The sequence below is a fragment of the Rothia sp. 32237D007AR genome, from assembly GCF_053544675.1.
Map to the genome: position 1 here is coordinate 125,159 of NZ_JBPPUO010000005.1, position 24,736 is coordinate 149,894.

At 59.6% G+C, this 24,736-nt stretch carries 20 protein-coding genes; 5 read left to right on the plus strand and 15 right to left on the minus strand.

The window, feature by feature from the left end:
• Positions 1-145: 145 nt before the first annotated feature.
• Positions 146-1,255, minus strand: coding sequence for a signal recognition particle-docking protein FtsY (gene ftsY, locus ACED87_RS05120; protein ID WP_449083375.1), 1,110 nt, complete (start codon positions 1,253-1,255; stop codon positions 146-148).
• A gap of 150 nt (positions 1,256-1,405) precedes the next feature.
• On the opposite strand from ftsY, the gene ACED87_RS05125 reads away from it, so the two are divergent.
• On the plus strand, positions 1,406-2,764 hold the full coding sequence (locus ACED87_RS05125; RefSeq protein WP_449083376.1) for an MFS transporter: 1,359 nt from the start codon (positions 1,406-1,408) through the stop codon (positions 2,762-2,764).
• Between the two features lie 42 nt (positions 2,765-2,806).
• Here ACED87_RS05125 and smc read toward each other — a convergent pair whose 3' ends face one another.
• Positions 2,807-6,286, minus strand: coding sequence for a chromosome segregation protein SMC (gene smc, locus ACED87_RS05130; RefSeq protein ID WP_449089653.1), 3,480 nt, complete (start codon positions 6,284-6,286; stop codon positions 2,807-2,809).
• A 199-nt stretch (positions 6,287-6,485) separates the two neighbouring features.
• On the opposite strand from smc, the gene ACED87_RS05135 reads away from it, so the two are divergent.
• From ACED87_RS05135 to ACED87_RS05145, 3 genes are read left to right on the plus strand one after another with little or no spacing between them, the layout of a single operon-like run.
• Positions 6,486-7,517: a 3-oxoacyl-ACP synthase III gene (locus ACED87_RS05135; RefSeq protein WP_449083379.1), complete on the plus strand. Its 1,032-nt coding sequence runs from the start codon at positions 6,486-6,488 to the stop codon at positions 7,515-7,517.
• An 8-nt stretch (positions 7,518-7,525) separates the two neighbouring features.
• Positions 7,526-10,240 (plus strand): alpha/beta fold hydrolase, encoded by a 2,715-nt coding sequence (locus ACED87_RS05140; protein ID WP_449083381.1) that lies wholly within the window; start codon positions 7,526-7,528, stop codon positions 10,238-10,240.
• Positions 10,234-11,298 (plus strand): NAD-dependent epimerase/dehydratase family protein, encoded by a 1,065-nt coding sequence (locus tag ACED87_RS05145; protein ID WP_449083383.1) that lies wholly within the window; start codon positions 10,234-10,236, stop codon positions 11,296-11,298. Before ACED87_RS05140 ends, ACED87_RS05145 begins: the two co-directional genes overlap by 7 nt.
• Positions 11,299-11,350: 52 nt before the next feature.
• Here ACED87_RS05145 and mutM read toward each other — a convergent pair whose 3' ends face one another.
• The 11 genes from mutM to ACED87_RS05200 all read right to left on the minus strand — a co-directional run bounded on the left by mutM (position 11,351) and on the right by ACED87_RS05200 (position 21,755).
• Positions 11,351-12,304, minus strand: coding sequence for a bifunctional DNA-formamidopyrimidine glycosylase/DNA-(apurinic or apyrimidinic site) lyase (mutM, locus tag ACED87_RS05150; RefSeq protein ID WP_449083385.1), 954 nt, complete (start codon positions 12,302-12,304; stop codon positions 11,351-11,353).
• Between the two features lie 54 nt (positions 12,305-12,358).
• Positions 12,359-13,051: a ribonuclease III gene (gene rnc / locus ACED87_RS05155; RefSeq protein WP_449083387.1), complete on the minus strand. Its 693-nt coding sequence runs from the start codon at positions 13,049-13,051 to the stop codon at positions 12,359-12,361.
• Between the two features lie 9 nt (positions 13,052-13,060).
• Positions 13,061-13,264, minus strand: a complete 204-nt coding sequence (gene rpmF / locus ACED87_RS05160; protein WP_135011069.1) for a 50S ribosomal protein L32 — start codon at positions 13,262-13,264, stop codon at positions 13,061-13,063.
• A gap of 33 nt (positions 13,265-13,297) precedes the next feature.
• Positions 13,298-13,780, minus strand: coding sequence for a YceD family protein (locus ACED87_RS05165; protein WP_449083417.1), 483 nt, complete (start codon positions 13,778-13,780; stop codon positions 13,298-13,300).
• Between the two features lie 204 nt (positions 13,781-13,984).
• On the minus strand, positions 13,985-14,458 hold the full coding sequence (gene coaD / locus ACED87_RS05170) for a pantetheine-phosphate adenylyltransferase (protein ID WP_449083389.1): 474 nt from the start codon (positions 14,456-14,458) through the stop codon (positions 13,985-13,987).
• Between the two features lie 173 nt (positions 14,459-14,631).
• Positions 14,632-15,252 (minus strand): LURP-one-related/scramblase family protein, encoded by a 621-nt coding sequence (locus ACED87_RS05175; RefSeq protein WP_449083391.1) that lies wholly within the window; start codon positions 15,250-15,252, stop codon positions 14,632-14,634.
• Entirely contained in the window at positions 15,249-15,821 is a 573-nt protein-coding gene (gene rsmD, locus ACED87_RS05180; RefSeq protein ID WP_449089654.1) for a 16S rRNA (guanine(966)-N(2))-methyltransferase RsmD, read from the minus strand. Before rsmD ends, ACED87_RS05175 begins: the two co-directional genes overlap by 4 nt.
• A 243-nt stretch (positions 15,822-16,064) precedes the next feature.
• Entirely contained in the window at positions 16,065-18,707 is a 2,643-nt protein-coding gene (locus ACED87_RS05185) for an ATP-dependent DNA helicase RecG (RefSeq protein ID WP_449089655.1), read from the minus strand.
• Entirely contained in the window at positions 18,707-19,708 is a 1,002-nt protein-coding gene (locus tag ACED87_RS05190) for a DAK2 domain-containing protein (protein ID WP_449089656.1), read from the minus strand. Before ACED87_RS05190 ends, ACED87_RS05185 begins: the two co-directional genes overlap by 1 nt.
• Positions 19,689-20,732 carry a thiamine-phosphate kinase gene (gene thiL, locus ACED87_RS05195; RefSeq protein ID WP_449089657.1) on the minus strand — a complete coding sequence of 348 codons (1,044 nt, stop codon included), beginning with the start codon at positions 20,730-20,732 and terminating at the stop codon, positions 19,689-19,691. Before thiL ends, ACED87_RS05190 begins: the two co-directional genes overlap by 20 nt.
• A 9-nt stretch (positions 20,733-20,741) precedes the next feature.
• On the minus strand, positions 20,742-21,755 hold the full coding sequence (locus tag ACED87_RS05200) for a hypothetical protein (protein WP_449089658.1): 1,014 nt from the start codon (positions 21,753-21,755) through the stop codon (positions 20,742-20,744).
• 178 nt (positions 21,756-21,933) lie between these two features.
• On the opposite strand from ACED87_RS05200, the gene ACED87_RS05205 reads away from it, so the two are divergent.
• Complete coding sequence (locus tag ACED87_RS05205) at positions 21,934-22,461, plus strand: DUF3515 family protein (RefSeq protein ID WP_449089659.1); 528 nt, start codon at positions 21,934-21,936, stop codon at positions 22,459-22,461.
• Here ACED87_RS05205 and ACED87_RS05210 read toward each other — a convergent pair.
• Positions 22,458-23,585 carry a D-alanine--D-alanine ligase family protein gene (locus ACED87_RS05210; RefSeq protein WP_449089660.1) on the minus strand — a complete coding sequence of 376 codons (1,128 nt, stop codon included), beginning with the start codon at positions 23,583-23,585 and terminating at the stop codon, positions 22,458-22,460. The genes ACED87_RS05205 and ACED87_RS05210 overlap by 4 nt on opposite strands.
• 49 nt (positions 23,586-23,634) lie before the next feature.
• Positions 23,635-24,723: an NAD(P)H-dependent glycerol-3-phosphate dehydrogenase gene (locus ACED87_RS05215; protein WP_449083405.1), complete on the minus strand. Its 1,089-nt coding sequence runs from the start codon at positions 24,721-24,723 to the stop codon at positions 23,635-23,637.
• Between the last annotated feature and the right edge of the window lie 13 nt (positions 24,724-24,736).

Here is a 24,736-nt window from a genome sequence, read left to right on the forward strand (position 1 = left end):
GCAAGAAAACGCCGGTTACAGGCGTGTTACTAGCAGTAACAGGGAAGTTACTCCCCCTCAGCAAAGGGAAAGCACAGCAAAAAACCGGGGGTAACTAGCCCTTAGGCAGTTACCCCCGGTTCATAACCAAGGTCAGCAGGTGGTTTTATGTATCAAGCAGAGCATCAACAAAAGCAGCAGGCTCGAAAGGAGCCAAATCGTCAGGGCCCTCACCTAAACCGATCAGCTTAACGGGCACGCCCAGTTCTTCCTGGATAGCAACCACAATGCCGCCCTTAGCTGATCCATCCAGCTTAGTCAGCACAATACCGGTAATCTGGACGACCTCAGAAAAGACCTTAGCCTGAATCATGCCATTCTGGCCGGTGGTAGCATCAATCACCAGAAGCACCTCGGTAACAGGTGCCTCCTTCTCAACAACACGCTTGATCTTACCTAGCTGGTCCATAAGACCCGCCTTATTCTGCAGGCGCCCGGCAGTATCAATCATGACGGTATCTACCCCGCGCCCCTTACCCTGACGGATAGCTTCAAAAGCAACGGAGGCCGGGTCGGCCCCGTCCTTATCTGAGCGGACGGTCTGAACACCCACCCGGTCACCCCAGGTCTGCAACTGGTCAGCTGCCGCCGCACGGAAGGTATCTGCTGCCCCCAACAGGAGGGTCTTGTTCTCAGCGACCATCACACGGGCCAGCTTACCCACGGTCGTGGTCTTACCGACACCATTGACACCAACAACCAGCACCACACCCGGGTTACCATCGGCACCATCTAGCGCCAGCGAACGGTCAGTATCTTCACCAACAATAGACAAAAGCTCCTCGCGGAGCATCTGCTTCACCTGGGCCGGATTCTCCGTGCCCTCCACACGCACACGCTGCTGCAAAGCAGCTACCAGGCGCGCTGAGGGCTCAGCGCCCAGATCAGCTAGAAGCAGGGTTTCTTCTACCTGATCCCAGACATCCTGGTCAATTTTGTCGCGAGAGAGCAGGGCCAACAGCCCCTTACCCAGCAGGTTATTTGAACGAGAGAGACGGGCGCGCAACCGCACCAGGCGGCCCTGGGCAGAAGCAGGGCGCTCAATAGTGGTCACCGGCCCATCAGCAGCACCATCTGCTGGGAGGTCATCGGCATCACGAGTGCCCTGATAGCCTTCCTTAGGGGCTTTGGGGCCGCGCAGCAAAACAGCGAGCACGCCACCTAGAATCAGCACACCAAGAAGTATGTACACAATGAGAGTTAGAGAATCATTCACCCCTCTAGCTTGCCATATTCTCCCGGCACCAAACAGCCTGGGCATGAGAGTAAGACGCACATCTACCCAGCACCCCCTACCACAAACTAGTATTGTGAGCTAAGATACCTAAACCGTTAGTAGAGCCTGACAACACCAGACCCCCACAGCATGAGCAAGCACATACCCACCCCCTCCATGGACACCGGGGCAATCCCCATCATCCCCGAAACCGTACGCCAAGAAAACCGCACCCAGCACCCCCACACCGCAGAAACCATCAAAGTACCCACCCAAATCAAAGTACTCATCTGCGCCTCCTTCCTCATTGCCCTCGGCTACGGCCTAGTAGCGCCCGTGCTCCCAGGTTTCGCACGCAGCTTCGACGTAGGGGCTATGGCGGCAACCTTCGTTGTCTCAGCCTTCGCCCTTTCCCGCCTAGCCTTCGCACCAGCGTCCGGACGCCTCATCTCCCGCTTCGGCGAACGCCGCATCTACTCAGCAGGGCTCATCATCGTAGGTATAGGCTCCATCGGGGCAGGGCTCTCCATCAACTACCCCATGCTAATTATCTCCCGCATCATCAGCGGCACCGGGTCAGTCATGTTCACAGTAGCGGCCATGGGAATCCTCGTGCGCAACGCACCACCAGCCATTCGAGGTAAAGTCTCAGGCTACTTCGCCACCTCCTTCCTACTGGGCAACATCTTAGGCCCCGTCTTAGGAGCTGCAACATCATCACTGGGCATGCGAGTACCCTTCTTCGTCTACTGCGCCATGCTCCTATGCGCGGCCCTAGTAGTTCTCACCCGGCTCAAAGAGCGACCCCAGGAGGTCCACCTCAATACCCAGGGCATCGCCGTCCCCAAGCCCCAGCTCAAACTAGCTGACGCCCTCAAATTCACCAACTACAAGGCAGCCCTCATGGCCAACCTGGCAGTAGGGTGGAGCATCTTCGGCCTACAAACCACCGTCGTACCCCTTGCCGCCGTGGCCCTCCTCGCTAGCCTTCACACCGATCAAGCAGGCTACGATGCGGCAGCAGCCGGAGCTAAACTAGCAGGGTTCACCCTAGCCACCTATGCAGCCGGCAACGCCCTGGTACAGATTTACTCAGGCAAGATGGGCGATAAAATAGGCCGCCGGCCCATGGTTTTCTCTGGGCTTCTTCTAGCAGGTTCGGTCACCATCATCTTTGGTCTAATTACCAGCCCCATAGTTTTTGTGGCCGCCGCCGTGCTTCTGGGGGTTGGCTCCGCCCTTCTGGGCCCCTCCTTGCAAGCCGCAATCTCCGATATTGTCGGCAGCAAACGCTCAGGTGGCCAACCCCTGGCCTACTACCAGATGGTCTCAGACATGGGCCTAATTATCGGCCCCCTGGTTGCCGGTTTCATCATCGACACCTGGGGCTTCTTCCCGGCCTTTATCGTAGCCGGTGCCCTGCTCTTTCTGGCCGCTATCGGCTGGTTCCCCGGCTACCGCCCCGAGTTCCCACCAGAGATAGCCGATCAAGGCTACACCGGCAGGTAACCCCGCCCTCTTAGTCTCCCCCGGCTAGTCTTCCAGAAGGTCTTATCGTGGGTCTTCTAGGCGGTGGGACAGAACACTAGAGACACCCTGGCGCATAGTAATACCGTACAGAGTATCTGCCTGGGCCATGGTGCGCTGATGGTGGGTAATCATCAGCAACTGCGACTTCTCTCGAAGCTGGCCCAAGACCTCAAGCAGGCGCCCCAGGTTACGGTCATCTAAGGCCGCCTCTACCTCATCAAGCACATAGAAAGGTGCAGGGCGGGCCATGAAAACTGCCAGCAGCAGGGCCAGCGAAGCTAGGGTGCGCTCGCCACCAGAAAGTAGGGAGAGGCGAGTGACCTTCTTCCCAGCCGGTGTCACCCGAATATCCAGCCCACTATGCTCCAGGTCCTTGGGGTCTGCAAGGATGAGCTCTGCCTGGCCGCCGGGAAAGAGCAGGGCAAAGATACGGCTAAATTCCACCTGTACATCGGCAAGAGCCTGGGTGAAGGATGTTTCAATAGTCTGGGTCAGGTCTTTCATGACCGTACGCAGGTCAGCCCGTGAGGCCTTGATGTCCTTAATTTGCTGACGCAGGTAGTGATGGCGCTGTTCTAGGGCCTCATATTCTTCTAGCGCCAGAGGGTTAATGACGCCCAGGCGGGCAAGCTCCGCTTGGGCTGCCGCCAGGTTCTTCTGAAGACTCTGACGGGGCACATCGGGGGTTTCTCGCTCAAGGAGGGTTTCAAGGCTCAGCCCCAGTTCGCTCTTCACCCGCTCAGTCAGGGCCTCCCAGCGGGCATCGACACGGGCCCCTTGGGCCGCTGATTCAGCCTGTAAGGTCAGGGCAGCAGCGAGGGAGGCTTGGGCCCCTGCTAGTTCTTCGCCGGTGATGGTTAGGGCCTTCTGCGCTTCTTGGGCTTTGAGCTGGGCCTGAGAGTAGGCCGCTTCTTCCTGGTGGCTCACCTGCTCTAGGGCGTAGCTGAGGGCGCGGGCACGGGCTGCTATTTTTTGTACTCGATGGCGGTTTGCCTCCGCCTGGTCTTGGCGTTGCTGGCGGGTTTTATCAGCCTCTTCCAGGGCTGTGAGGGCTTCTTGGGCTTGGGTCAGACGAGCCTGGGCTGTTTCTTCTATCTGGTGGGCGTATGTGCGGGCTGCTTCTGCGCGGGTCTTTGCTTCAGTTGCTTGAGCAAGAGTATCTTCTGCGGTGAGTAGCTTCTGGCGCAGGGTATCAAGATCAGTGTGGGTGCGCTTCTTCCGCGCGTGAGACAGGACTTCTTGGGCTGCACTGACGGTTTCTTGTGCCTTGTGCTGTGCCTCTTCGGCGCGCTGGGCGGCTTCGCGCAGGCGGGCAAGGGTGAGTTGGGAGCTTTCTGCCCGGCCGGTGAGGGTGGCTAGTTCAGCGCGGGCGGTGGCTAGTTGGGCGGTGAGTGTGCCGGTGGTGCGGGCCTGGTCTTTTTCAGCTTTTTGGGCTTGGGCCAGAGCTTCTTCTGCCTGCTGGTAGGCCTGCTCTGTTTGTTCTTGCAGGTTAGTTAGGTGCTGGTAGGCCTCTTTAGCCTGGGTTAGTTCTGTGTAGCTTTCGGTCAGGGGCCGCTGTTCTGAGGGGTAGAGGGTTGAGCCTGCGGTGAGTACAGTACCGTTTGGGGTCACAGCGCGGACGCCCGGGTGGGCTGTTACCAGGGCGCGGGCGGTTTTTTTATCAGGTACCAGGTAGGTGCTGGCGGTCAGTAGGGCCAGGGTTGGGGTGAGCGGCTCTGGTGCTGTGAGGGCCTGAATCAGTGGCCGAGATTGGCAACCTTCAGCTTGAGATGCAGAGAGTTGGTAGAGGTCAGATAGGTCAAGAGAGCTCTTGGGGGAATGAAGGTGAGAGACTTCCTCAGATAGGTAGGCGCCATCGGTACGGGCTAAAGCCCGCAGGTAGGGCGTCAGTACAAGCGCCACGGCCTTCTGCCATTCATCTTCAATCTCAAGTAAAGAAATAAGCTCCTGGGCGCCCTCTTCTAGAGCCTGCCGACGATGCTCTGGGTTATCGCCTACTTCTGAAGAATCATGATTCCAGGCAGCTTCAAGGGCCTCATACCGTGCCTGAGCAGCATGAAGTTTCACTTGAGCTTGATGAGACTCTAGGCGGCTAGCATCTACCAGCTCCCCTGCCCTCTGACGCAGCTGCCGACATTTCTTCTCCTCTTCTTCAGCAACCCGCACCTGCTCCTGGAAGGTAGCGACCGCAGCCTGAGCCCGCTCAGTATCAGCCGCAGAAGAAGCCCCCTGAGCCTGCGCCTCAGCGTATTCATCGGCCCGGCGCTTAGCCTCTTCGCAACTACGCTCAAAAGCCACCCGGGCTGTAGCAAGCTGACCAATTGCCTCAGAGATACCCTCCTTAGCGGCCTTAGCCTGCTCCTGGGCAGTTGCAAGAGCCTGCCGGGCTAGGTGCTGCTCTTTCTGAGCAGTGTCCAACCCTGCCTGAGCAGCCGCTAGCTCCTGCTCCGCTCTATTTCGTGCCTGCCGGGCCTGCTGGAAGGCTTTCTCCTCCCCATCGCGAACCTGCCGGGCCTGCGATAGGCGGGCGGTGGCGTCCTGCTCTTCTTGCTCACGGTCAGAACCTTTCAAACGCTCAGCAGCCACCAGCTGAACCGTCTCCACCAGGTGCCCAACCTCTTTCAGGGCAGCACGGCCTTGAAGAGCCTCATCAAGAGCCTGCTGGGCAACCTGCCGAGCAAGTGTCACAACCCCTAGCTGCTCCTGCAAGGTTCCCGCCCGCTCCTCAGCCCTTACACGGGCAGCCTCAGCCTGCTCACCGGCCACCCGCTCAGACTCCCGCTCCTGCACCATGGCCCGGGCATCACAGGCCAACAAATCAGCGCTCAGACTCCGCACCCGGCCAGCCACCTCGCTAGCTGCCCGGGCAGTCTCAGCCTGCTCCCGGCGTCCTTCTAACTGCTCCGCCAACTCGGCAACCACATCTTCTAACCGGTCAAGATTGGTCTTTAAATCCTCAAGCTTGGTGGCAGTCTTAGCCTGACGCTTACGATGCTTAAGCAAACCAGCAGCCTGCTCAACCAGCTCACGGCGGTCATCTGCGGTGCCGTGCAAAATCCTATCGACCTGCCCCTGCCCCACCAGGGTATACAGTTCCCGGCCCACACCAGCCTGCGCCAACAAATCCTGCACATCAGCCAAACGGGCAGGCTCACCATTAATCTCATACTCAGAACCACCAGCAGAAAACATGGTGCGCGACAGACGAATCTCAGAGTGCGGAAGCGACAAGGCACCACTCTGGTTATCAATAACCAGCTCAACCTTGGCACGGCCCAACGCGCCCCGGGAGCCACCACCAGCGAAAATGACGTCCTTCATAGCCCCACCGCGTAGCTGCTTAGCGCCCTGGGCACCCATCACCCAGGCAAGAGCATCCACCACGTTAGACTTACCCGACCCATTAGGCCCCACTAGCACATTCAGCCCCGGCTCAAACTCAAAAACTGTAGCCGATGCAAAAGACTTAAAGCCACGCACGGTCAAAGATTTCAGATACATAGTGGTAAGCCCCATCGGTTGGGTAAAAACGGGTTTAGGTCGGCATACCACTTTACCGCAGGCCCCTACACCTGTTCGGTGTGAGATGAACCCGCGTCATCAATCACCGCCCCAGCCCCCAGGGAGCCTATTATTGAAAAGTGCCCTTTTCTTCATCGAAGGGTTTGCCCAAGTCCGAAACTAAGGCTAGAAGAGTAGATTGACCGCTAATTCAGATATTCGCCACAAGAACGCCTCCCTACTATCGGTAACCAGAGTGCTACCACCGGAGGTCGTCACCAGCTCCTACTTTGATGAGCAACTAGCGGCTACCTACCAGCGGCTCAGCATGCCCAAGGGCCTCCTAGAACGACTGGCCGGCATTAGAGAACGCCGCGCATGGGGCCCCACTATGCACTTTGAAGACGGCGCCGTACAAGCAGCCGAAGAAGCCATCGCCCAGGCCGGTATCAGCAAGGAACAGATCGGGCTCATCATTAACACCTCTGTTACCCGCGATAACTTTGAACCGGCTGTAGCAGTAGGCATCCACGACCGTTTGGGCCTTCCCCGCCACGCCCTCAACTTTGACATCACCAACGCCTGCCTTGGCTTCGTTAACGGTGTGACGGTGGCCGCCAGCATGATCGATGCCGGTGCCATCGACTACGCCCTGATTGTCGATAGCGAAGACCCCTCCCCCTGGCACGCCACCGCCCTACGCCAGCTGGGCCGCCCCGATTCCACACGCGATGACGTCCTCACCCAATTCGCCACCCTCACCCTGGGCTCAGGGGCTGCCGCTGCCATCATCGGCCGCTCTGATGTGCACCCCGAGGGGCACATCATTGTCGGTTCAGTCTCCCGCGCAGGCACAGAACACCGCAAGCTCTGCATCGGCGGTGACGCCGATCAGGGCATGAGCACGGACGCCGAAGGGCTGCTCAAGCACGGCCTGCAACTAGTAGCTGAGGCCTGGGAAGAAGCCCACCAGCAGGGCTGGGACTGGAAGGAGATGGACTCCTACGTCACCCACCAAATTTCTAACGCCCACACCAACGCCATCATTGAGGCTGTAGGTATTGACCGTCAGCGCATCCCCCTCACCTTCCCGGTCTGGGGTAACGTGGCAGCGGCCGCCTTGCCCATGACCTTGGCTGAAGAAAGCCCCCGTTTCACCCCCGGCGACCGGATTCTCTGCATGGGTGTGGGCTCTGGCCTGAACACTGCCCTGATGGAAATCACCTGGTAGGAGCCGCCATGACTATTTCTCAGCTGACCGCAGACCCCTCTCTCTGGCCCGGTGTTGACCCTGCCTGGTCCCACCAGATGCAGGTGCCAGCCTCCGCCCCGGTAGAAGAACCCGGCACCAGCCGCCGCTGGCACTACCTCGATAACGGCCCCGCTCTCCAAGCAGCCGGACGCACCCCGGTAGGTACGGTACTAGCCGTGCACGGTAACCCCACCTGGTCTTACCTCTGGCGGTCAGTCATCGCTGCCGCAACCAAGGCCCAGCAGCCCTGGCGGGTTATCGCCGTCGATCAGCTCGATATGGGCTATTCAGAACGCACTGGCAAGACCCGTTCCCTCGCTGACCGTATTGCTGACCTGGGTGACTTCACCGCAGCTTTAGGGCTTGATGATACTGACCTACCCCTAGTGACCCTAGCTCACGACTGGGGCGGGCTGATTTCTCTGGGCTGGGCTCTACGACACCGCGAGATTGTCTCAGGGCTCATGCTGACCAACACCGCTGTTTTTCATGATGCCGGGCAGAAACTTCCTGTTGCCCTACAGGCTGCCCTGAACCCGGCTTTGCATGGGTGGGCTACTGAAAAATCAACCGCCTTCATAGACGTAACCCTGGGCCTAGCCCAGGGCAGCGGTCTTGATGCCGCAGTCAAAAAGGCCTATAAACTGCCCTACAGAACCGCTGAACACCGGGCAGGTGTGCGTAATTTCGTTGCCGATATTCCCGCCACCGAAGCGGCCTCTAGTTACCGCCCCATGGTCTCTGTGGCTGAAGGTATCACCGATTTAGAGGTCCCTGCCCTCATGCTCTGGGGCACTAAAGACCCGGTTTTCCAGCGCCGCTACTTAGCTGACCTAGCTACCCGCCTACCGCAGGCTGACATTCACCGTTTTGAGAACGCCAGCCACCTGGTGGCCGAAGATGAAGACATCGCCAGCCCTATTCTAGAGTGGCTAACCGAGCACTTCGTCACCGGTAGCACCCAGCGGGAACGCCACCAAGAAGCACGCGCCACACAGGTGCAAGAAGACTACCGCCCCATAGGCGCCGAACTAGCAGACCGGGCATCAGACACCACCCTAGCTGTGGTCGATATGAGCAAGAAGGGGGACGGCACCCAGGTCGCTGCCCAACTTTCCTGGGCCGAACTGGCCGCTGAAGTGGACCGGGTAGCTTCTGGGTTGCACAAGCTCGGAATCAAACCCGGTGACAGGGTTAACCTGCTAGTCCCTCCCGGTATCAAGCTCACCACCCTCATCTATGCCTGCCTCAAAATTGGGGCTGTGATTGTTGTAGCCGACACCGGCCTGGGTGCTGCGGGGCTGACGCGCGCACTCAAGGGGGCCCGCCCCTCCTGGCTCATTGGTGTTCCAGCAGCGCTCACCCTCGCTCAAGCCCTGGGCTGGCCGGGCAAGCGCATTGTGGCCGGTTCCCTGCCCTCGCTTGCTGCCCGTGCCCTGGGTGTAGTAGGTGCGGTCGATGATTTTGTGGCCCCTGAAATTTTTGCGGTAGCTGACCCTGACCCCGACATCGACGCCGCTATTCTCTACACCTCTGGCTCCACCGGCCCGGCCAAGGGCGTGGTTTACACCCACCGCCAGCTAGCAGCCATGCGAGATACTATCGCAAGAACCTACCAGCTAGCTGCAGGCAGTGGCCTGGTGGCAGGCTTTGCCCCCTTCGCATTACTGGGCCCGGCCCTGGGCGCTACTTCGGTGACTCCAGCTATGGACGTCACCAAACCTAAGACCCTGACCGCTGCCGCTTTGGCCTCTGCTGCCCAGGCCATCGGGGCAAGCACCATCTTTGCCTCCCCTGCCGCGCTCATGAACGTGCTCGATACGGCAGCTGATCTGACCGACCAGCAGCGCACTGCCCTGGGGCAGGTCACTACCTTGCTCTCAGCCGGTGCACCTATCACCTCTCCCCTGCTGGCGCGTTTGCAGAACCTGCTACCGGCAGCCTCCTTGCACACCCCTTACGGTATGACCGAGTCCTTGCCCGCCACCGATGTTTCTTACGCTGACATCAAGCAGGCTGAGAAGGACGCTACCGCAGGCCTGCCCGGTGCTGGTGGCGGCGTCTGTGTGGGCACCCCGGTGGACGGGGCCACCCTCCAGCTTGCGCCTCTGCTGCCCGATGGTACCTCTTCACACGAGGTCACCACCGAGCCCGGTATCACCGGTGAGATCCTGATTTCTGCCCCGCATATCAAGGACCGCTATGACGGGTTGTGGGTCACCGAACAAACCTCTACGTCCAACCCTGGCTGGCACCGCACCGGCGATGTGGGCCACTTCGATGCTAGCGGACGCCTCTGGGTCGAAGGGCGCCTAGCCCATGTCTTAGTCACCGCCCAGGGTGTGCTAACCCCCGTGGCCTTAGAACAGGCCGCCGAACTTGATTCTGAGGTGCGCCGGGCTGCTGCCGTTGCTACTGGCCCCGCCGGAGCGGCGTCCGTACTAGTGGTGGCTGAAGTTGGCCCCCGTTTCCGGGGGAAGAAGACCCGCAACGGTCTAGCCCCAGCAGATTTGGCTCAGCGGGTACGCCAGCGGGTTCTGGATGAAACCGGGGTAGAAGTTTCTGCTGTGCTGGTGGTAGCTGAGCACCCCACCGATGTGCGGCATAACTCTAAGATTGACCGCCCGGTTCTTGCTACCTGGGCCCAGCAGCTCTTGGAGGGGAAGAAGACCCGCCTGGGCAAGGGGGTTATTGCATGGTAGTCTCGCTGCGTTCACTTGCCCCAGATGCCTGCCAGCCTGCCCGGGCTGAGCGGGTGCTGGTCACCGGCGCATCAGGGCTGTTGGGCCGGGAGATTGTCTTTGCCCTGCTGCGGGCTGGCTATGCTGTGCGAGCCTTTCAACGCGGGGACTGCCAGATAAGCCAGATGCTCCCGCCCCACCTGGTAGATCGCTTTGACCAGGTGCAAGGTTCCCTCACTGACCCGGCTGCGGTTCGTGAGGCTGTGACCGGTGTGCAGGGGGTCATCCATCTTGCCGCTAAAGTTTCTGTGGTCGGTGACTGGGAAGACTACCGGCAGGTTAACGTCGAGGGCACTCGCACCCTCTTAGAGGCTGCCCGCGCAGCCGGTATCGGCAAGTTCCTGCATGCTTCTTCCCCCTCGGTAGCCCATTCCGGGGCCTCTATTGTGGGTGAGGGTAACCCGCCGGCCAGCCCTGAGCAGGCCCGCGGTAACTATGCCCGCTCTAAGGCTGAGTCGGAGCTGCTGGCGCTGAGTTTTGATGCAGATAATTTTTGGGTTGGGGTGCTCCGCCCCCATATTGTCTGGGGCCCCGGTGACACTCAGCTGGTGGAGCGCGTCTTAGAACGTGCTGCTGCGGGCCGCCTGCCCCTGCTCAATCAGGGTACGGCCATGATTGATACCCTCTATATTGATAACGGGGCGGACGCCTTCGTGCGCGGCTACCAGCGTCTTGAGACGATTCGTGGGGTGCCTTTGGTGGTCACTAATGGTCAGCCCCGCCCGGTCGGTGAGATTATTGCCGGCATGTGTACCGCCTGCGGCGTTCAGCCCCCCACCTATTCGCTCCCGGCCTCCGTGGCTTACGGGCTGGGTGTGGTCATGGAAAAGGCCTGGGCCCGTTTTGCCCCCGGGCAGATCCCTCCGTTGACGTCTTTCTTAGCTGAGCAGCTTTCTACAGCCCACTGGTTCGATCAGCGCACCACCCGGAAACTACTAGATTGGACTCCGGCTGTTGCCCTTGAGGAAGGCTATGAGCGGTTGGGTGACTTCTACGGGGACAGGTTCACTGGCTCTTAGTCTCTGGCGCACCTATAGGCCCTGCACCTATAGGGCCCTTTGGCTATAAGGGCTATACGCCTCGTGGTTTTCTCTGGCAGTGGGGACAACGGTAGGAGCTTCTTCCCGCAAAAGGCTCACGCACTATGAGGGAGGTTCGCCCGCCCGCTAGGCAGCGGGGGCAGGGCTGCCCGGCTTGCCCATAAGCCCTAAGGGACCGGTCAAAATAGCCTGATTGCCCGTTGACGTTTACATAGAGGGCATCAAAACTGGTGCCACCTTGGGCCAGGGCCTCACGCATGACCGTGCGTGCAGCCTCCACCAGTTCCCGGGCCGTTGCAGCCGGGATGCTTTTCGCTGGTTTAGCGTAGTGGAGTCTCGCCCGCCACAGGGCCTCATCGGCGTAGATGTTCCCCACCCCAGAGATAGCGCTCTGGTCTAGGAGGAGCTTCTTAATGCCGGTAGAGGTAGCCAGCATGGTGCGCCGGAACTGCCCAAAATCAAAGTGAGGGTCAAGCGGGTCGCGGGCAATATGAGCTACAGCCTGAGGGATTAGGGCCAAGCCCAGGGCGGACGCTGACGCCGCAGGTAGCGGCTGCCCGTCCGCGCTCTGGGTGGGTAGTAGGGGGCTGGTGAACATGCCGCCAAAGATGCGCTGATCCACAAAACGCAGGGTCAGCGGGGCTGGGTACCCGCTCTCATCGGTGGCACCTGCCAGGTTTATGAGCACTTTGAGGTGTTTTTCTGCCGGCATTCCAGGGTCTTTGAGGAGTACTTGGCCGCTCATGCCCAGGTGAATGACCAGGGCGAACTCTTCATTGTTCTCAAAGAGTAGCCAGAGGTATTTGCCGCGCCGGGCCACGTCAATCACGCGTAGGCCCGTCAGTAGTTGCTCAAAGTTCTCTGGCCCGGCCTGGTGGCGGCGCACGGAGCGTCCGTCCACTACCTGCACGCGCTCAAGCACGGCACCGAGCAGGTGCCGTGCTAGGCCGCGGCGAACCACTTCAACTTCGGGTAACTCCGGCATAGTCCTTGGGCCTTTCCACCGTAGGGGGGCGCGCCCCTCTGTGCGTAGCAGGTGCTAGTTAGTTGAGCTATGGACCTTATGGTAGGCCTGTTCGGCAGCCATACGCTCAGCTTCTTTCTTGCTGGTGCCCTTGCCCTGGCCCATCACCTTTCCAGCCAGAAGAACCTTGGCTGTGTAGCGGCGGGCATGGTCAGGGCCAGTACCTTCCACCTCGTAGATAGGTTCGCCCTTGCCCTGGGCGGCAGCATATTCCTGGATTTCAGTTTTCCAGTCGCGGCCAACATCTAGGGTCTTATTGTCATCGAGCATGGGTGAGGTGTGGGTCAGTACGAGCTGGTGGGCTGCTTCAGGCCCGTAGGCCATATAGACGGCACCAAAGACAGCTTCCATGGTGTCAGCCAGGATTGAGTCCTTATCGTCGCCACCGCTTTTCTTCTCCCCCTTACCTAGTCGGATGCAGGGCCCCAGTTTGAGGCTGCGGGCCAGGTTGGCTAAGGTTCGGGTGGAAACAATCACGTGGTGGCGTTTAACCAGTTCGCCTTCAGGCAGGTCGGGAAACTTTTTGTAGAGCTCTGAAGCAACGGCCAGGGACAGTACGGAGTCGCCGAGAAATTCTAGGCGTTCGTTGTGGGGCAGGCCGCCGTTTTCAAAGGAGTAGGAGCGGTGAGTCATTGCAAGCTGAAACGTCTCGGTATCGAGGTCGATACCGAGACGTTTCAGAAACTCTTGTGATGCAGAGTTAGTCATAAGGTGTGATTAAGCGTCAGCTACCTTGCGGCCCTTGTACTCGTAGAAGAGTTCGTTGCCAGCTGAGTCAGTCACGAGCTTTGCCTGGTGGGGCAGGGAGTAGGTGACGCGACCGTTTTCTACGGTCTTGACCAGCTGAGGAACGGAAGCCTTCCACTGGGAACGGCGGGCGCGGGTGTTAGCACGGGACATTTTCCGCTTGGGAACAGCCACAGCTATCTCTTTTCTCTTGTTGCTTTATAAGTTTTATTTGTCGTTCGCATCGAGCAACGCTGATAGCGCGTTCCACCGGGGGTCGATGACCTCATGGTGGTGCTCAGGGTCGTCCTCTAGGTGTGCGCCGCATTCGGTGCACAGGCCCTGACAGGAGTCACTGCAAACAGGTTGGAACGGCAGTTGAAGAATCACTGCGTCCCGCAGCGCCGGTTCGAGATCAATTTCATCGTTCTCTACGGCGTACTGCTCATCTACTTCATCTTCGGGGCCACCTTCAGGGGCCTTCTCGAAAACAAAAAGCTCTTGAACATCGGCTGTAACATCAAAGTCAACCGGGTCGAGGCAGAGGCTGCATTCACCGGAAACGGTGACAGTTGCAGTACCAGATACCAAGATACCATCTGAAACGGATTCTAGGCGAACATTGAGGTCAATGTCGCTACCTTCTTCCGCTTCAATCAGAGCATTGCCAAATTCGCTTGGCGCAGGCAGAACTTCATCAAGGGTCTCCATTGCGCCCGGGCGATGAGCTAGATCTCGAACCGAGATCAAAAGGGGCGATGAATCTTTTCGTGAAATGACGAACTCCCTATCGAATGTTTTAAACCAAGTACCCATTTTAGGGTCTTAAGGCCCAGCGAATCAAGCACTATTATTTTTCAACCCTGTCTAGCTGACCACAAGCGCCCCAGCCCGCCCCATGGAGCAGACCCACCCTTACTCGGGGTAAAGGGCCCGCTGCACCGCCCGCGGCACAAAATCACGGACGTCCCCACCAAAACTAGCGACCTCTTTCACAATGGTAGAAGAGATGTGATTGTACTTAGGGTCCCCCGCAATAAAACTGGTCTCCACCCCGGCAATATGGCGGTTCATAGAAGCCATCGGCGCCTCATACTCATAATCGGCAGTATTCCGCAAACCCTTAACGATAAGAACCGAACCCTCTTCACGCACAAAATGAGCCAGCAACTCCCCCTCCGGGAGCACCTTGGCGCAGACCCCATCAAAGAGCGAAAAAGTTTCTTCCACCATAGCCACACGCTCTTCTAGGCTAAAGCGATAGGTCTTCTTAGAGTTATGAGAAACCGCGACAATCACACTGCCATAAATTTTGGCAGCACGAGTAATAATTTCAACGTGACCGTTATGGATAGGGTCAAAAGAACCGGGGCAGACAACCAATTGCATGACTCTAGGTTACAGTAGGTGCTTAGGCCTAAGATACTGCATGACACCCAGGTGATGAGGTCCTTCTCTTCACACTCTACTCCCCCCTGCCGCCACCCGGTTGCGCGCCTTCTCCCACTAAAACCTTAGGCTGTGCCCCAGCGGCCCGGTGAACTTGTAGGGTTCAGTGCCCCCTAGTTGCGGGCGTCCTTTGCCCGAATCAGGTCAAGAGCAACCAGACCACCCACAATAGCCAGACGCACCGGCTCAGGGGCACCGGGATCAAAGGTTACTCCGTAACGGCTCTTACCGCGCAGCCCAGCCATCAGGCCACCCCACTGGCGGGCAACATGAGCCGCAACGTGGCCATTGACCGTGATGTTGAAATCGTACTCGAAGAGACTACCCTCTAATTGCAGGGTGAGGCCGGGCAGCTCAATGGCCAGGCGTTTACGCATGAAGGAGAACTGCTTTTGTACGTGAGCGAAAAGAGAGCCGTCAGGGTTGTGCAGTTCGTAGCGGTCTAGGCCAAGATCAAAAGGGTCAATAATTTTAAGCAGAAGGTTTCCGTTGCCGTCCACCAGGTCAAAGGTGCGATTACCCTTCAACAGCCTGCCCGCCGTTGAACCAGTGGTGAGCACCCGGCCCAGCACCTGCCCACCCTGGCTTTGAAGCTCAAAGTCGTTGCTCATAAAGCTACGGGTCTGCTGCACCACCAGGGTGTTTTCGGTTAGCAGAGGTAAGGGCGACTGCTGGCTGATTTCAGGGGTTGGCTGGGGCTGATAACCAGATTCGTTGATATTCTCACTCATCATTCCGCCCTAACACCGACAGGCTCCACGTAGTAGAGCACAGTTTCCCCGTACTTTTTCTCAGCAAACTTTTCCAGCCCCTGCGGCCAGGCAGGCTCATCGGTACGAGAGGCCCGTTCCACAACCACCACAGCCCCCTCCGTCAGGCGAGGGGCCAGCAAGGTCAGCAGCTCTTCAAGCTCACTGTTAGTCACCGCGTAGGGTGGGTCAATAAAGACCAGATCCCAGGCGGACGCCCCCGCGCCCAGGTAGGTGCGGGCCGTCATCTTATGCACCCGGGCAGTGCCGCTGGTGCTCTTACCCACAGCAGCAATATTCTTCTCGATGACGGCAGCCGCCTTGGGGTAGTGATCCACAAAATCTACGTGGGCTGCCCCGCGTGAAAGAGTCTCACACCCTAAGGCACCTGAGCCACCAAAAAGGTCAAGGGCACGCACGCCCTCTAGCATGTTGTAGGTGTCTAAGCGGGAGAAGAGGGCTTCTTTCACCCGGTCTGTGGTGGGGCGGGTGTTATCACCAGGCACGTTGGCTAGGCGCAGGCCACCTGCGGCTCCTGCAATAATGCGACTCATAGGGCTGCGCTCCGCTCCTAGGGGTAAGGGTATGAACTGTTTTAAGGGTACCGGTAGGGTCAAGAGGAAGAAAGGTAGGGCTGGGTGCAGGCTGACCAGTGACGAGTGCTCAAGGTAGTCAAAGGGGCACCTTTATTTACCGCATTTATTCTGTTTTATCCGCAACTAGTTGCGGATAAAACAGAATAAATGCGGGGGTTTCGACCGGCCGCTGTCCTGACTAGCCGCGCCCCAGCGTCCTGATCAGCCCCGCCCCAGGAAGGCTTCGCGGTCAGCGTCCAGGGCCCGGTCTATCGTGCGAGCCAAATCGGGGTGCTTAGCCAGGGTGGGGTCAGCCTCAATGATGCTAAAAGCATCGTGCCTGGCTCGTTCGATGAGCTTGGCATCAGTTAGGGCCCGCAAAAGTTTCAGCGTGGACTTCTTCCCCGACTGGGCAGCCCCTAGAATATCGCCTTCACGGCGCTGCTCTAGATCAACCCGTGATAGTTCAAAACCGTCGGTGGTGGCCGCTACCGCAGCTAGTCGTTGCCGGCTGACGCCGTCCGCCGCTTGCTGGGTGACTAGCAGGCAGGTGCCCGGTAAGGAGCCTCGGCCAATGCGTCCGCGCAACTGGTGCAGACCAGAGATACCGAAACGATCAGCATCCATGATAATCATGAGGGTTGCATTGGGTACGTTCACGCCCACCTCAATCACGGTGGTAGAAACGAGCAGGTCAATATGCCCGGCGGAAAACTCGGTCATGACCCGGTTCTTCTCTGCGGTGTCCATACGCCCGTGCAGCCCTGCAATGCGCACCCCGGCCAGGGCCGGTAGCCCCTCTAACTCTTCGAGGGTGCTCTCTACTGAGGCTAGTGAGCCGCGGGCGCTCTGCCCCGCTGCCACCTGGGACCCCAAGCCGGGCCCCTTCCCCTGCCCAGCAGCTGAGCCGGTAGCTGCCCCCAGGCCGAAGAGGGTTTGACCGGCCTCAGCGTCCGTGGGGGTGTCTGACCCACCAATTTTAGGTACGACCACATAGACCTGGTGCCCTGCATCAATTTCTTCGCGGGCCCTAGCCCAGATACGCTCAGCCCAGCGGGGGTGCTCTGCCAGGGGCACCACATGGGTAGTAATTTTTTGGCGGCCAGCCGGTAGCTGGTCAAGCACTGAGGTGTCCAAGTCACCAAAGACGGTCATGGCCACGGTACGGGGTATGGGGGTAGCGGTCATGACCAGCCGGTGGGGTAACTCCCCGCCGGGCCCACGCAGGGCATCGCGCTGTTCAACGCCAAAGCGATGCTGTTCATCGACAACAACTAGCCCCAAATCGGCGAAAGTAACAGAATCCCCCAGCAAGGCGTGGGTGCCAATAACAATATCTGCTTCACCCGATGCGATAGCCAGCAGAGCCTCCCGCTTAGCCTTGGTTTTGAGGGAAGCAGTAAGTAACACAACGCGGACGCCCGCACCCGGCTCTGCCTGCGGGGCCAGCATCTGCCCAAGAATCTCGCACACTGACCGGTAGTGTTGTTCCGCCAGCACCTCAGTGGGCGCCAGCATCGCCGACTGGGCGCCATTATCGGCCACCTGCAGCATAGCGCGTAGAGCCACCACGGTTTTACCCGAACCTACATCCCCCTGCAACAGACGGTTCATGGGGGAAGAACTGGCTAAATCGGAGCGAATTTCAGTACCAACAGCCTCCTGCCCTTCAGTGAGCTGATAGGGCAGGGCCGCAAGCAGGGCATCAGCAAACCCACCGCTCGTATAGGGGCGGGCTAGGGTCTGGTGGGCAGCGCGGGCAGCACGGATACGCGCTAAGGCAGCCTGCAGCACGAAGGCCTCCCGGTAGCGCAAAGAATGGTGGGCTGCCCGCCAGGTTTCTTCAGTATCGGGGGTGTGTACGGCCCGGTAGGTCCACTCCAAAGAAGGGATTTTGCGGCTCTTGCGCACAGTAAAAGGTACGGGGTCTTCAAGCTCTTTGAGGTTGATGCGCTCAATGAGGGTCTCGATGGCGGCGGCCACCTTATCGGTGGGGAATTTGGGGTTGGCCTTATAGACCGGGATAGGTGCGGACGCCCGCGCAGCAGCCCGCTCAATAGCTTCAGCACTAGCACCAGTGGCGGCGGTTAGTTCCTTCCCCGCAATGACAGCGTAGTGGGGGTTAGTTAGGGTGAGCTCACCCCGGTAGGAGCCGACCTTGCCGGAGAACATGACCTGATCGCCTTCGTGAATCTCACGCGCTGCTGTCCAGGCGTTGAAGAAGCTAAGAATCATGGTGCCCTGGGCAGTCAGGGAGTAAGGCTCAGGGGCGTAACCACCAAAGATATCCCCCATCTGATAACGGGGCGCACCCGGTGCGGCACTCGGCATCTGAGACTCTGTGTACCCCCCTGCGCTACCGTGCAGACGGGGGTTGGTGTAGCCCCGCGTGTAGGAGGCTGGTGGGGCAGCTCCCCGGTAGGCATTAGGGTTGGTGGGCTGGCCGGTGGGAGCTAGAGGGTCTGGCTGGCTTACCTGGTTTGGCTGATTTAGCTGATCTAGCTGATCTAGCTGATCTAGCTGATCTAGCTGGTCGGTGATAGTAATTTCTGTAATGGACCCGCGGCGGGAAGCCATCTGCCGGGTGCTCACACGCACCACCTGAGCAACGATAGTGGCCTCAGTGCCCTCCACCAGGGATGAGAAGGGGGTGAGTTCGCCACGGGGCAAATACTTGCGGGGGTAGTGGTCTAGGGCCTGCCCTACCGTTTCGATACCCAGATGGGTTTTGAAGGACTTAGTCAGGCTGGCCCCCAGGTAGTCGACCAGGGGGGCGTTATCTAGGCGGTCTTCTGCGGCGTAGCGGGCTAGGGCGTCCTTAGCTTCCTCGCTGAGCTTGGGGGTCTTGCGTGCGCGGGCTGCCATTAGCGCTCATCGCCCCGGTCATTGCTGGCATCTTCTGAGGCGGTGAGGGAACTGGTACGCACGTTGATGGGTTCTCCAGCTGCGCGCAGGAGGGTTAGGGCGTCCTCGGCATGGGGTACGTGCACATGGATAGCCCACAGGGCTTGGTTGCCGGCCTCAACCTGGGCGATAGAGACAGAGTCCCCCACTGTTTCCAGGGCACTGCGGAGTTTAGTGACTTCAAGCACGGTCAGGTGAATCTGGCACATGACTTCAACCTGGGGGCCTGCAGCAGAGCGCCGGTGTGGGGCGCGAACCTGTAGGGGTGCTGTTTCTACCTGGAGCAGGTCACGGTAGGTAGCAGGTGGTGCAGCCCCCAGCAGTTCAGTAGCCAGAGCCACTAGTACCAGGTGTAGGCCCAGGGCACCGGAATCTACCCAACCGTTCTGGGCATGGGCGGCCTGGGCGGTGCCGCGCAGGGCAGCTTCTGAGGTGGCAAGCAGGTCGGTGAGGTAGGTCTGCCAGGGGCTAGGGTCGCTAGTGGCAGGTAGCGGGCAGGTCGCCAGGGCCTGCATGAGGGTGAGCATGGTGCCTTCTGCTGGCTGGCTTAGAGCGGCGGACGCCTGTCGGGCACCTTCTGCCCAGGCAGCAGCGAGCGCAGCGGGGGTAAGTTCCTGCCGGTTCTCCCCCTCTAGGTGGGCTTGGCCTACTTGCCCGGCCTGGCCCGGTTGCCCGGCCTGGCCTAGTTTTTGGGCAAGGCCCAGTAACCAGACAGCTAGTAGAGTGCCAGAGTTTCCTCTTGCCTCCCGCAGGGCCGCACGGGCGGCAAGAGCTAGGGTGGGTTCGTCCGCCATTCCAGCGGTGTCAGCTGCCTGCCCCAGGGTGGCGACCATGTTCGCCCCGGTGTCGGCATCAGCTACGGGAAAGACGTTGATGCGGTTGAGAAGGGAACGGTGTTCCATGAGCTGGGTGCGCGCGCGCAGTAGCCAGTTCAGCCACCAGTCAGCGGGAACCTGCCTCAAAGTGATCCCATCCTTTCGCGGTGTAGGTGCGGCCATCAAGGGTGATACCGTCACCTGTCTGTACCGTACCAATTCTAGTAAATCCCGGCGGTATCTGCTCTGGGGGGCAGGTGCCTAGCAGGCCGTGGTCTTCCCCGCCGGTCAGCACCCAGCGCAGGGCTTGGGCCTCTGCGCGCTCTGGTTGGCCGCCAGTTAGTAGGGCAGCTGCCGGGTGCACTTTCTGCGCCCAGGGGGCCAGGGCTGCTGAGTTAAGGTCAAGGGCTACCCCTGAGGCGGCAGCAATTCGGCCGCTGTCGCGCACCAGGCCGTCGGAGACGTCCATGAGGGAGGTCAGGTAGGGTGCCGCGCTGGCTCCCAGGGCTAGGGGTGAGCGGGGGCACTGCTGGGCCAGGACGCAGGTGCTTAGCTCCTGAGTGGCAGTAAAGGGCTGTGAGTCTAGTAGGGCCAGGCCGGCTGCGGCTGTGCCCAGGGCACCGGCAAAGACGATGGCTTCCCCTGGCTGGGCGCCGCTTCGGGTGATGGGCCGGTCAGTGAGGCCCACGGCGGTCACTGTCACCGAGATTTCGCTGCCTGAGCCCATGTCTCCCCCGGCGATGGTGCAGGTGCTAGCCCCCTGGGCTGTGCAGGATTCGGTGATTCCGCGGGCAAAGTCCTGCACCCAGCTTGTAGGGGTATCAGGGGTCAGTGTCAGCGAAACCAGTAGGGTGACGGGGGTGGCGCCCATGGCTGCGATGTCGGCGAGGTTTTGGGTGGCGGCCTTCCAGCCCACCTCGTACCCGCCGGTGCTGTACCCTGAGGGCCAGTGCTGGCGGAAGTCCTGGTTTTCTGTTTGGGTGTCGGTGCTCATGACGGTCAGCCCATCCCGCAAGTCTAGGGCTGCTGAGTCGTCCCCTGGCCCCAGCAGGAGGGCACCGGGTACATCTTGTTTGGCGCGGACGTCTGCCGCCTGCTGGTTGTGGGCAGCAAGAATGGGTAAAAAGAGGGCAAGAAGTTGCCCTTCGCTCGTCTGGGCTACCGTCGTCATCGGGGGCTCCTAGTTCTTGGGCGCACGGTTACGCCACACAAAGTTAAAGACCACCAGCATGAGGCCCACTGTGGCAATGCCGGTAAAAATGAGCAGGGGGCGGGCGCCGTTCACAATGGTGCCTCCGCGTTGGAAGATGCTGCCCCCGGTACCGGCCCCCATCTGGTGCCCTTGGGCTTGTGCCCCGGCCACGCCCACGGCCTGGTTGGGGTCAGCAGATGATGAGCTACCTGCGGGGGCAGCCGAAATGTTCAAGAACCCTTCCATCCATTCAGGTGCCCCCTCATAGGCTAGGTTTTGCTGGCTACTAGAGAAAATACCCAGGACTGTTGCCTCCGCTGGTAGGGTCTCTGCCAGGTTATTCTCGGTTTCTCTAAGGTTCGGGGCTTGGGCGCCAGTAACCCCGTTAGCTATGATGTCTGGCCCGCGTGGCGCTGGGGCAGGTGCCAACTCTGGGGTGTTGCCTATTAGTCCTCTTGCCTCAGGCCCCTGGGGCCACGAGCCTTCTGCTGGTGGGGCAGGTGGGTAGGCCGCTACTGGGTTCGAGGGGGTAGCTAGAGGTGCTGGCTGAGTAGCAGCTGGGGTAGCTGAGGAAGGGGCAGACGAATCAACAGGGGCATCTGTGGTGGGGTTAGCTGTGGGAGATTGAGCTGGCAGGGAAGTTGTTGTACCTGCATCCGGCAGGCTAGCAACCCCACCTGTCACAATGAGGTTAGCTGTCTGATCAGGTGAAGGAGACACCACCGCCTCTGCCGATTCACTGGGTGTCGGGGCTGGGGCAGGATCCGCCGAAGGGAGAAGGCTGGGGCTGGTGCTGGGACTGGTGCTGGGGTTGGGGGCTACCGTCCCCTGTGCACCAGGGCTTTGAGAGGGCAGAACCGGCGCAGTCGGTGAAGAATCAGTGGCCGACTCAGCGGCAAAAGCGCTCTGAGGGCCAGTAAGAACCTGCCCCACCAGCAAAGAGAAAGGGGTCAGAGTAAGGGCAAGAGCCGAACCCACCGCACAGCAAGCCTTCTTCTTCACAGCCCCTCCTTCCACCACTCATATAGGGTCATCCCCCTGGCGGGCAACACTACCCCCTACCCTACCGAATCTCTTCCCCACCTGCTAGCGCCTCTTCTTCCTCTCAGCAAGCAGACCGCCCCAGCAGCACACCGGTGCAAGGAAAAACCCGGTCAAAGGAAAGATATACAATAGCCAGGTGAGAATACCGCGCAAACCCTTCGTCCTCTTCCTAACCGTCTTAGGTCTAACTGCCTGCGGGGCTGGGGCTGTCCAGCTAGAACCCGCCCCTGATGCCGCTAACCCCACCTGTGCCTATGCCCTGGTCGCGATGCCCAAAACCGTCAGTGGCCTAGCCCAACGCGAGACCACCGCCCAGGCCACTACAGCCTGGGGTGAGCCCAGCGCCATTATCCTCAAGTGCGGAGTTCAGCAGAGCACCGCCCCCGTCTCAGGCCCCTGCGTCTCAGTCAACGGCATTGACTGGATTATTAAACCCACCGACGATGAGCTAGCTGCGGCCACCGAGCACACAGCCACCGGCACCTGGGTTGCCGAAACCTTCGGACGAGACCCCGCCCTGCAGGTCACTTTCGACGCGGATCAAGTCTCATCATCTACCGTCCTTGCAGAACTATCATCGGCAGTAGCCCAGATACCCCAGCAGAAGCAGTGTACCAACGTCGATGACACCATCACCGACCCCCATAAAGGCAAGGGCTACTAGCGCAGGCCCAAGGGGCGTTCCAAGGCCAAAGAAATCAGCTCATCGATGAGCTGCTCGTAGGCCAGGCCAGTGTTCTCCCACATGGTCTTGTACATAGAAATCGGGGTGAAACCAGGCATAGTATTCACCTCATTAATGACCAGGCGGCCGTCCTCCGTATAGAAGAAGTCAGCCCGGCACAGGCCCTCACCATCAACTGCCAAGAAAGCCTCCACAGCAAGCTGGCGCATACGCTCAGACACCTCAGCCGGAAGATCAGCAGGGCAGCGAGTCTCAGCAGAGGTCTTAGAAACGTACTTAGCCTCAAAATCGTAGAAATCATGCTGCTCATCTAGCACCACGATCTCACCGGGGTAGGAGGCACGCGGCAGCTGAGCATGGGGCGCATCAAGCACCGCACACTCAATCTCACGGCCCACGATACCGGCCTCAATCACCAGCTTAGGGTCATGAGCCTGCGCCTCAGCAATAGCAGCATCAAGCTGGTCAGCAGAATCAACCTTAGTAATACCGAAGGAAGACCCCGCACGAGCAGGCTTAACAAAGAGCGGGTAGCCCAGCTTCTCAATACGCTGGCGGGCACCGGCCTGATCGAGTGCCCACTGGCGGCGGGTCACTACCTCGTAGGGGCCGACCTCTAGGCCAGCAGCCTCAAAGGCCACCTTCATAAAGTGCTTATCCATGCCGATAGCAGATGAGGCTACACCGCAGCCCACATACTTCAAATCTGCCATTTCTAGCAGGCCCTGCACGGTGCCGTCCTCACCAAAGGGGCCATGTAGTAGGGGGAAGACAACATCGATAGCCGGGCCGATCTCAACAGTGGTGGAATCGGCAGTATCAATCAGGCGCAGGCGGTTATCTCCACCGCCTAGAGGCAAGAAAACCTGCTGACCTTGGGCAGGGAACTCTGCCAGGGCGGTAGCCTCGGTGAGGCTGCTCAGGCTTGCTTCATCGGTCAGGTACCAGCGGCCGTCCTTGGTGATGCCGATGGTGACCACATCGTACTTTTCACGGTCGAGGGCCCCGAGAACACCGCAGGCGGTAATCAGTGAGATGGAGTGCTCCGATGAGCGCCCACCACACAGCAGAGCAAGGGTAGGTTTAGTGCTGGTTTCGGTCATAACGTCCTTTAGGTATCGTGCGGGGCTGAGGGGGCCCCAGCTGCCCTAGCTAGGTGCCCGGGGTGCTTTCCTCAGATTTGAGGGAGCGGCCCAGCAGGGCCGGGGCTAATTCTTCAACTGATATTTTACGGTCGAGCACAGCAGTAACCGCCTCAGTGATGGGCATTTCTACCCCCACTTTTCGCGCGAGTTCTGCCACAACAGGGGCTGACTTGATGGACTCAGCGGTCTGGGTCATCACGGTATGCAACTGGTCTGGGGCGACCCCCTCAGCCAGCAGACGGCCAGCGGTGTGATTGCGTGAAAGCGGTGAAGAGCAGGTGGCAATCAGGTCACCCATACCTGCTAGGCCGCTCATGGTCTCGCTCTTACCGCCTAAGGCGAGGGCTAGCCGGGTGGTTTCTGCCAGCCCTCGGGTCATCACTGAGGCCTTGGAGTTATCGCCGTAGCGTTTGCCTTCGCACATGCCCACGCACAGGGCGATGACGTTCTTGACCAGCCCACCAATTTCTACGCCCACAATATCGGTGTTGGTGTAGGGGCGGAAGTAGTCGGCGGCGCAGATAGCGGCAACTTGCTGGGCGATGTCTTGGCTGTGAGCGGCAACCACGCTGGTGGTGGGTTGCTCGGCAATAATTTCTTTAGCCAGGTTGGGGCCAGAGAGCACAGTTACCCGTTCTGGCACAGCCTCAACCGTTTCAGACCCGGCACCGTTAGCGATCAGATGTGCCTGTAACACCTGGATTATGACCTGGCTCATGCGCAGACCCGTGCCCATTTCAAGGCCCTTGGCTAGAGAAACTAGCAGGGCGTCTTCTTCAATCAGGGGCGCAAAAACTTCTAGCTGGGAGCGTAGCGCCTGGGCAGGAATGGCTAGCACCACGATGCTTGCCCCGGTGAGGGCCTGGGCTGCGTCAGAGGTCATGACCATGCTCTCAGGTAGCTTCACACCCGGGAAGTAGCCCTCGTTGGTGCGGCTTTCTTGCATGGCGGCCATGGTCTGAGGGTTACGCCCCCACAGCACCACCTGCCGGTCTGCACCGGCGCTGGTGGCGGCGTCCGCAACAACCTTGGCAAAAGCTGTACCCCAGCTGCCTGCCCCAAGGACAGCGATTTTCTGGTGCTTGACATCGGTCATGGGTGCGTGCCTT

Bases quoted from the DNA above. Each gene is read 5' to 3' on its own strand.
- ACED87_RS05165 (WP_449083417.1), bottom strand. From the start codon at position 13,780: ATGGAGACCCTTGATGAAGTTCTGCCTGCGCCAAGCGAATTTGGCAAT.
- smc (WP_449089653.1), bottom strand. From the start codon at position 6,286: ATGTATCTGAAATCTTTGACCGTGCGTGGCTTTAAGTCTTTTGCATCG.
- ACED87_RS05145 (WP_449083383.1), top strand. From the start codon at position 10,234: ATGGTAGTCTCGCTGCGTTCACTTGCCCCAGATGCCTGCCAGCCTGCC.
- ACED87_RS05140 (WP_449083381.1), top strand. From the start codon at position 7,526: ATGACTATTTCTCAGCTGACCGCAGACCCCTCTCTCTGGCCCGGTGTT.
- ACED87_RS05125 (WP_449083376.1), top strand. From the start codon at position 1,406: ATGAGCAAGCACATACCCACCCCCTCCATGGACACCGGGGCAATCCCC.
- rnc (WP_449083387.1), bottom strand. From the start codon at position 13,051: ATGACTAACTCTGCATCACAAGAGTTTCTGAAACGTCTCGGTATCGAC.
- coaD (WP_449083389.1), bottom strand. From the start codon at position 14,458: ATGCAATTGGTTGTCTGCCCCGGTTCTTTTGACCCTATCCATAACGGT.
- ACED87_RS05215 (WP_449083405.1), bottom strand. From the start codon at position 24,723: ATGACCGATGTCAAGCACCAGAAAATCGCTGTCCTTGGGGCAGGCAGC.
- thiL (WP_449089657.1), bottom strand. From the start codon at position 20,732: ATGACGACGGTAGCCCAGACGAGCGAAGGGCAACTTCTTGCCCTCTTT.
- ACED87_RS05175 (WP_449083391.1), bottom strand. From the start codon at position 15,252: ATGATGAGTGAGAATATCAACGAATCTGGTTATCAGCCCCAGCCAACC.
- mutM (WP_449083385.1), bottom strand. From the start codon at position 12,304: ATGCCGGAGTTACCCGAAGTTGAAGTGGTTCGCCGCGGCCTAGCACGG.
- ACED87_RS05210 (WP_449089660.1), bottom strand. From the start codon at position 23,585: ATGACCGAAACCAGCACTAAACCTACCCTTGCTCTGCTGTGTGGTGGG.
- ACED87_RS05185 (WP_449089655.1), bottom strand. From the start codon at position 18,707: ATGGCAGCCCGCGCACGCAAGACCCCCAAGCTCAGCGAGGAAGCTAAG.
- rsmD (WP_449089654.1), bottom strand. From the start codon at position 15,821: ATGAGTCGCATTATTGCAGGAGCCGCAGGTGGCCTGCGCCTAGCCAAC.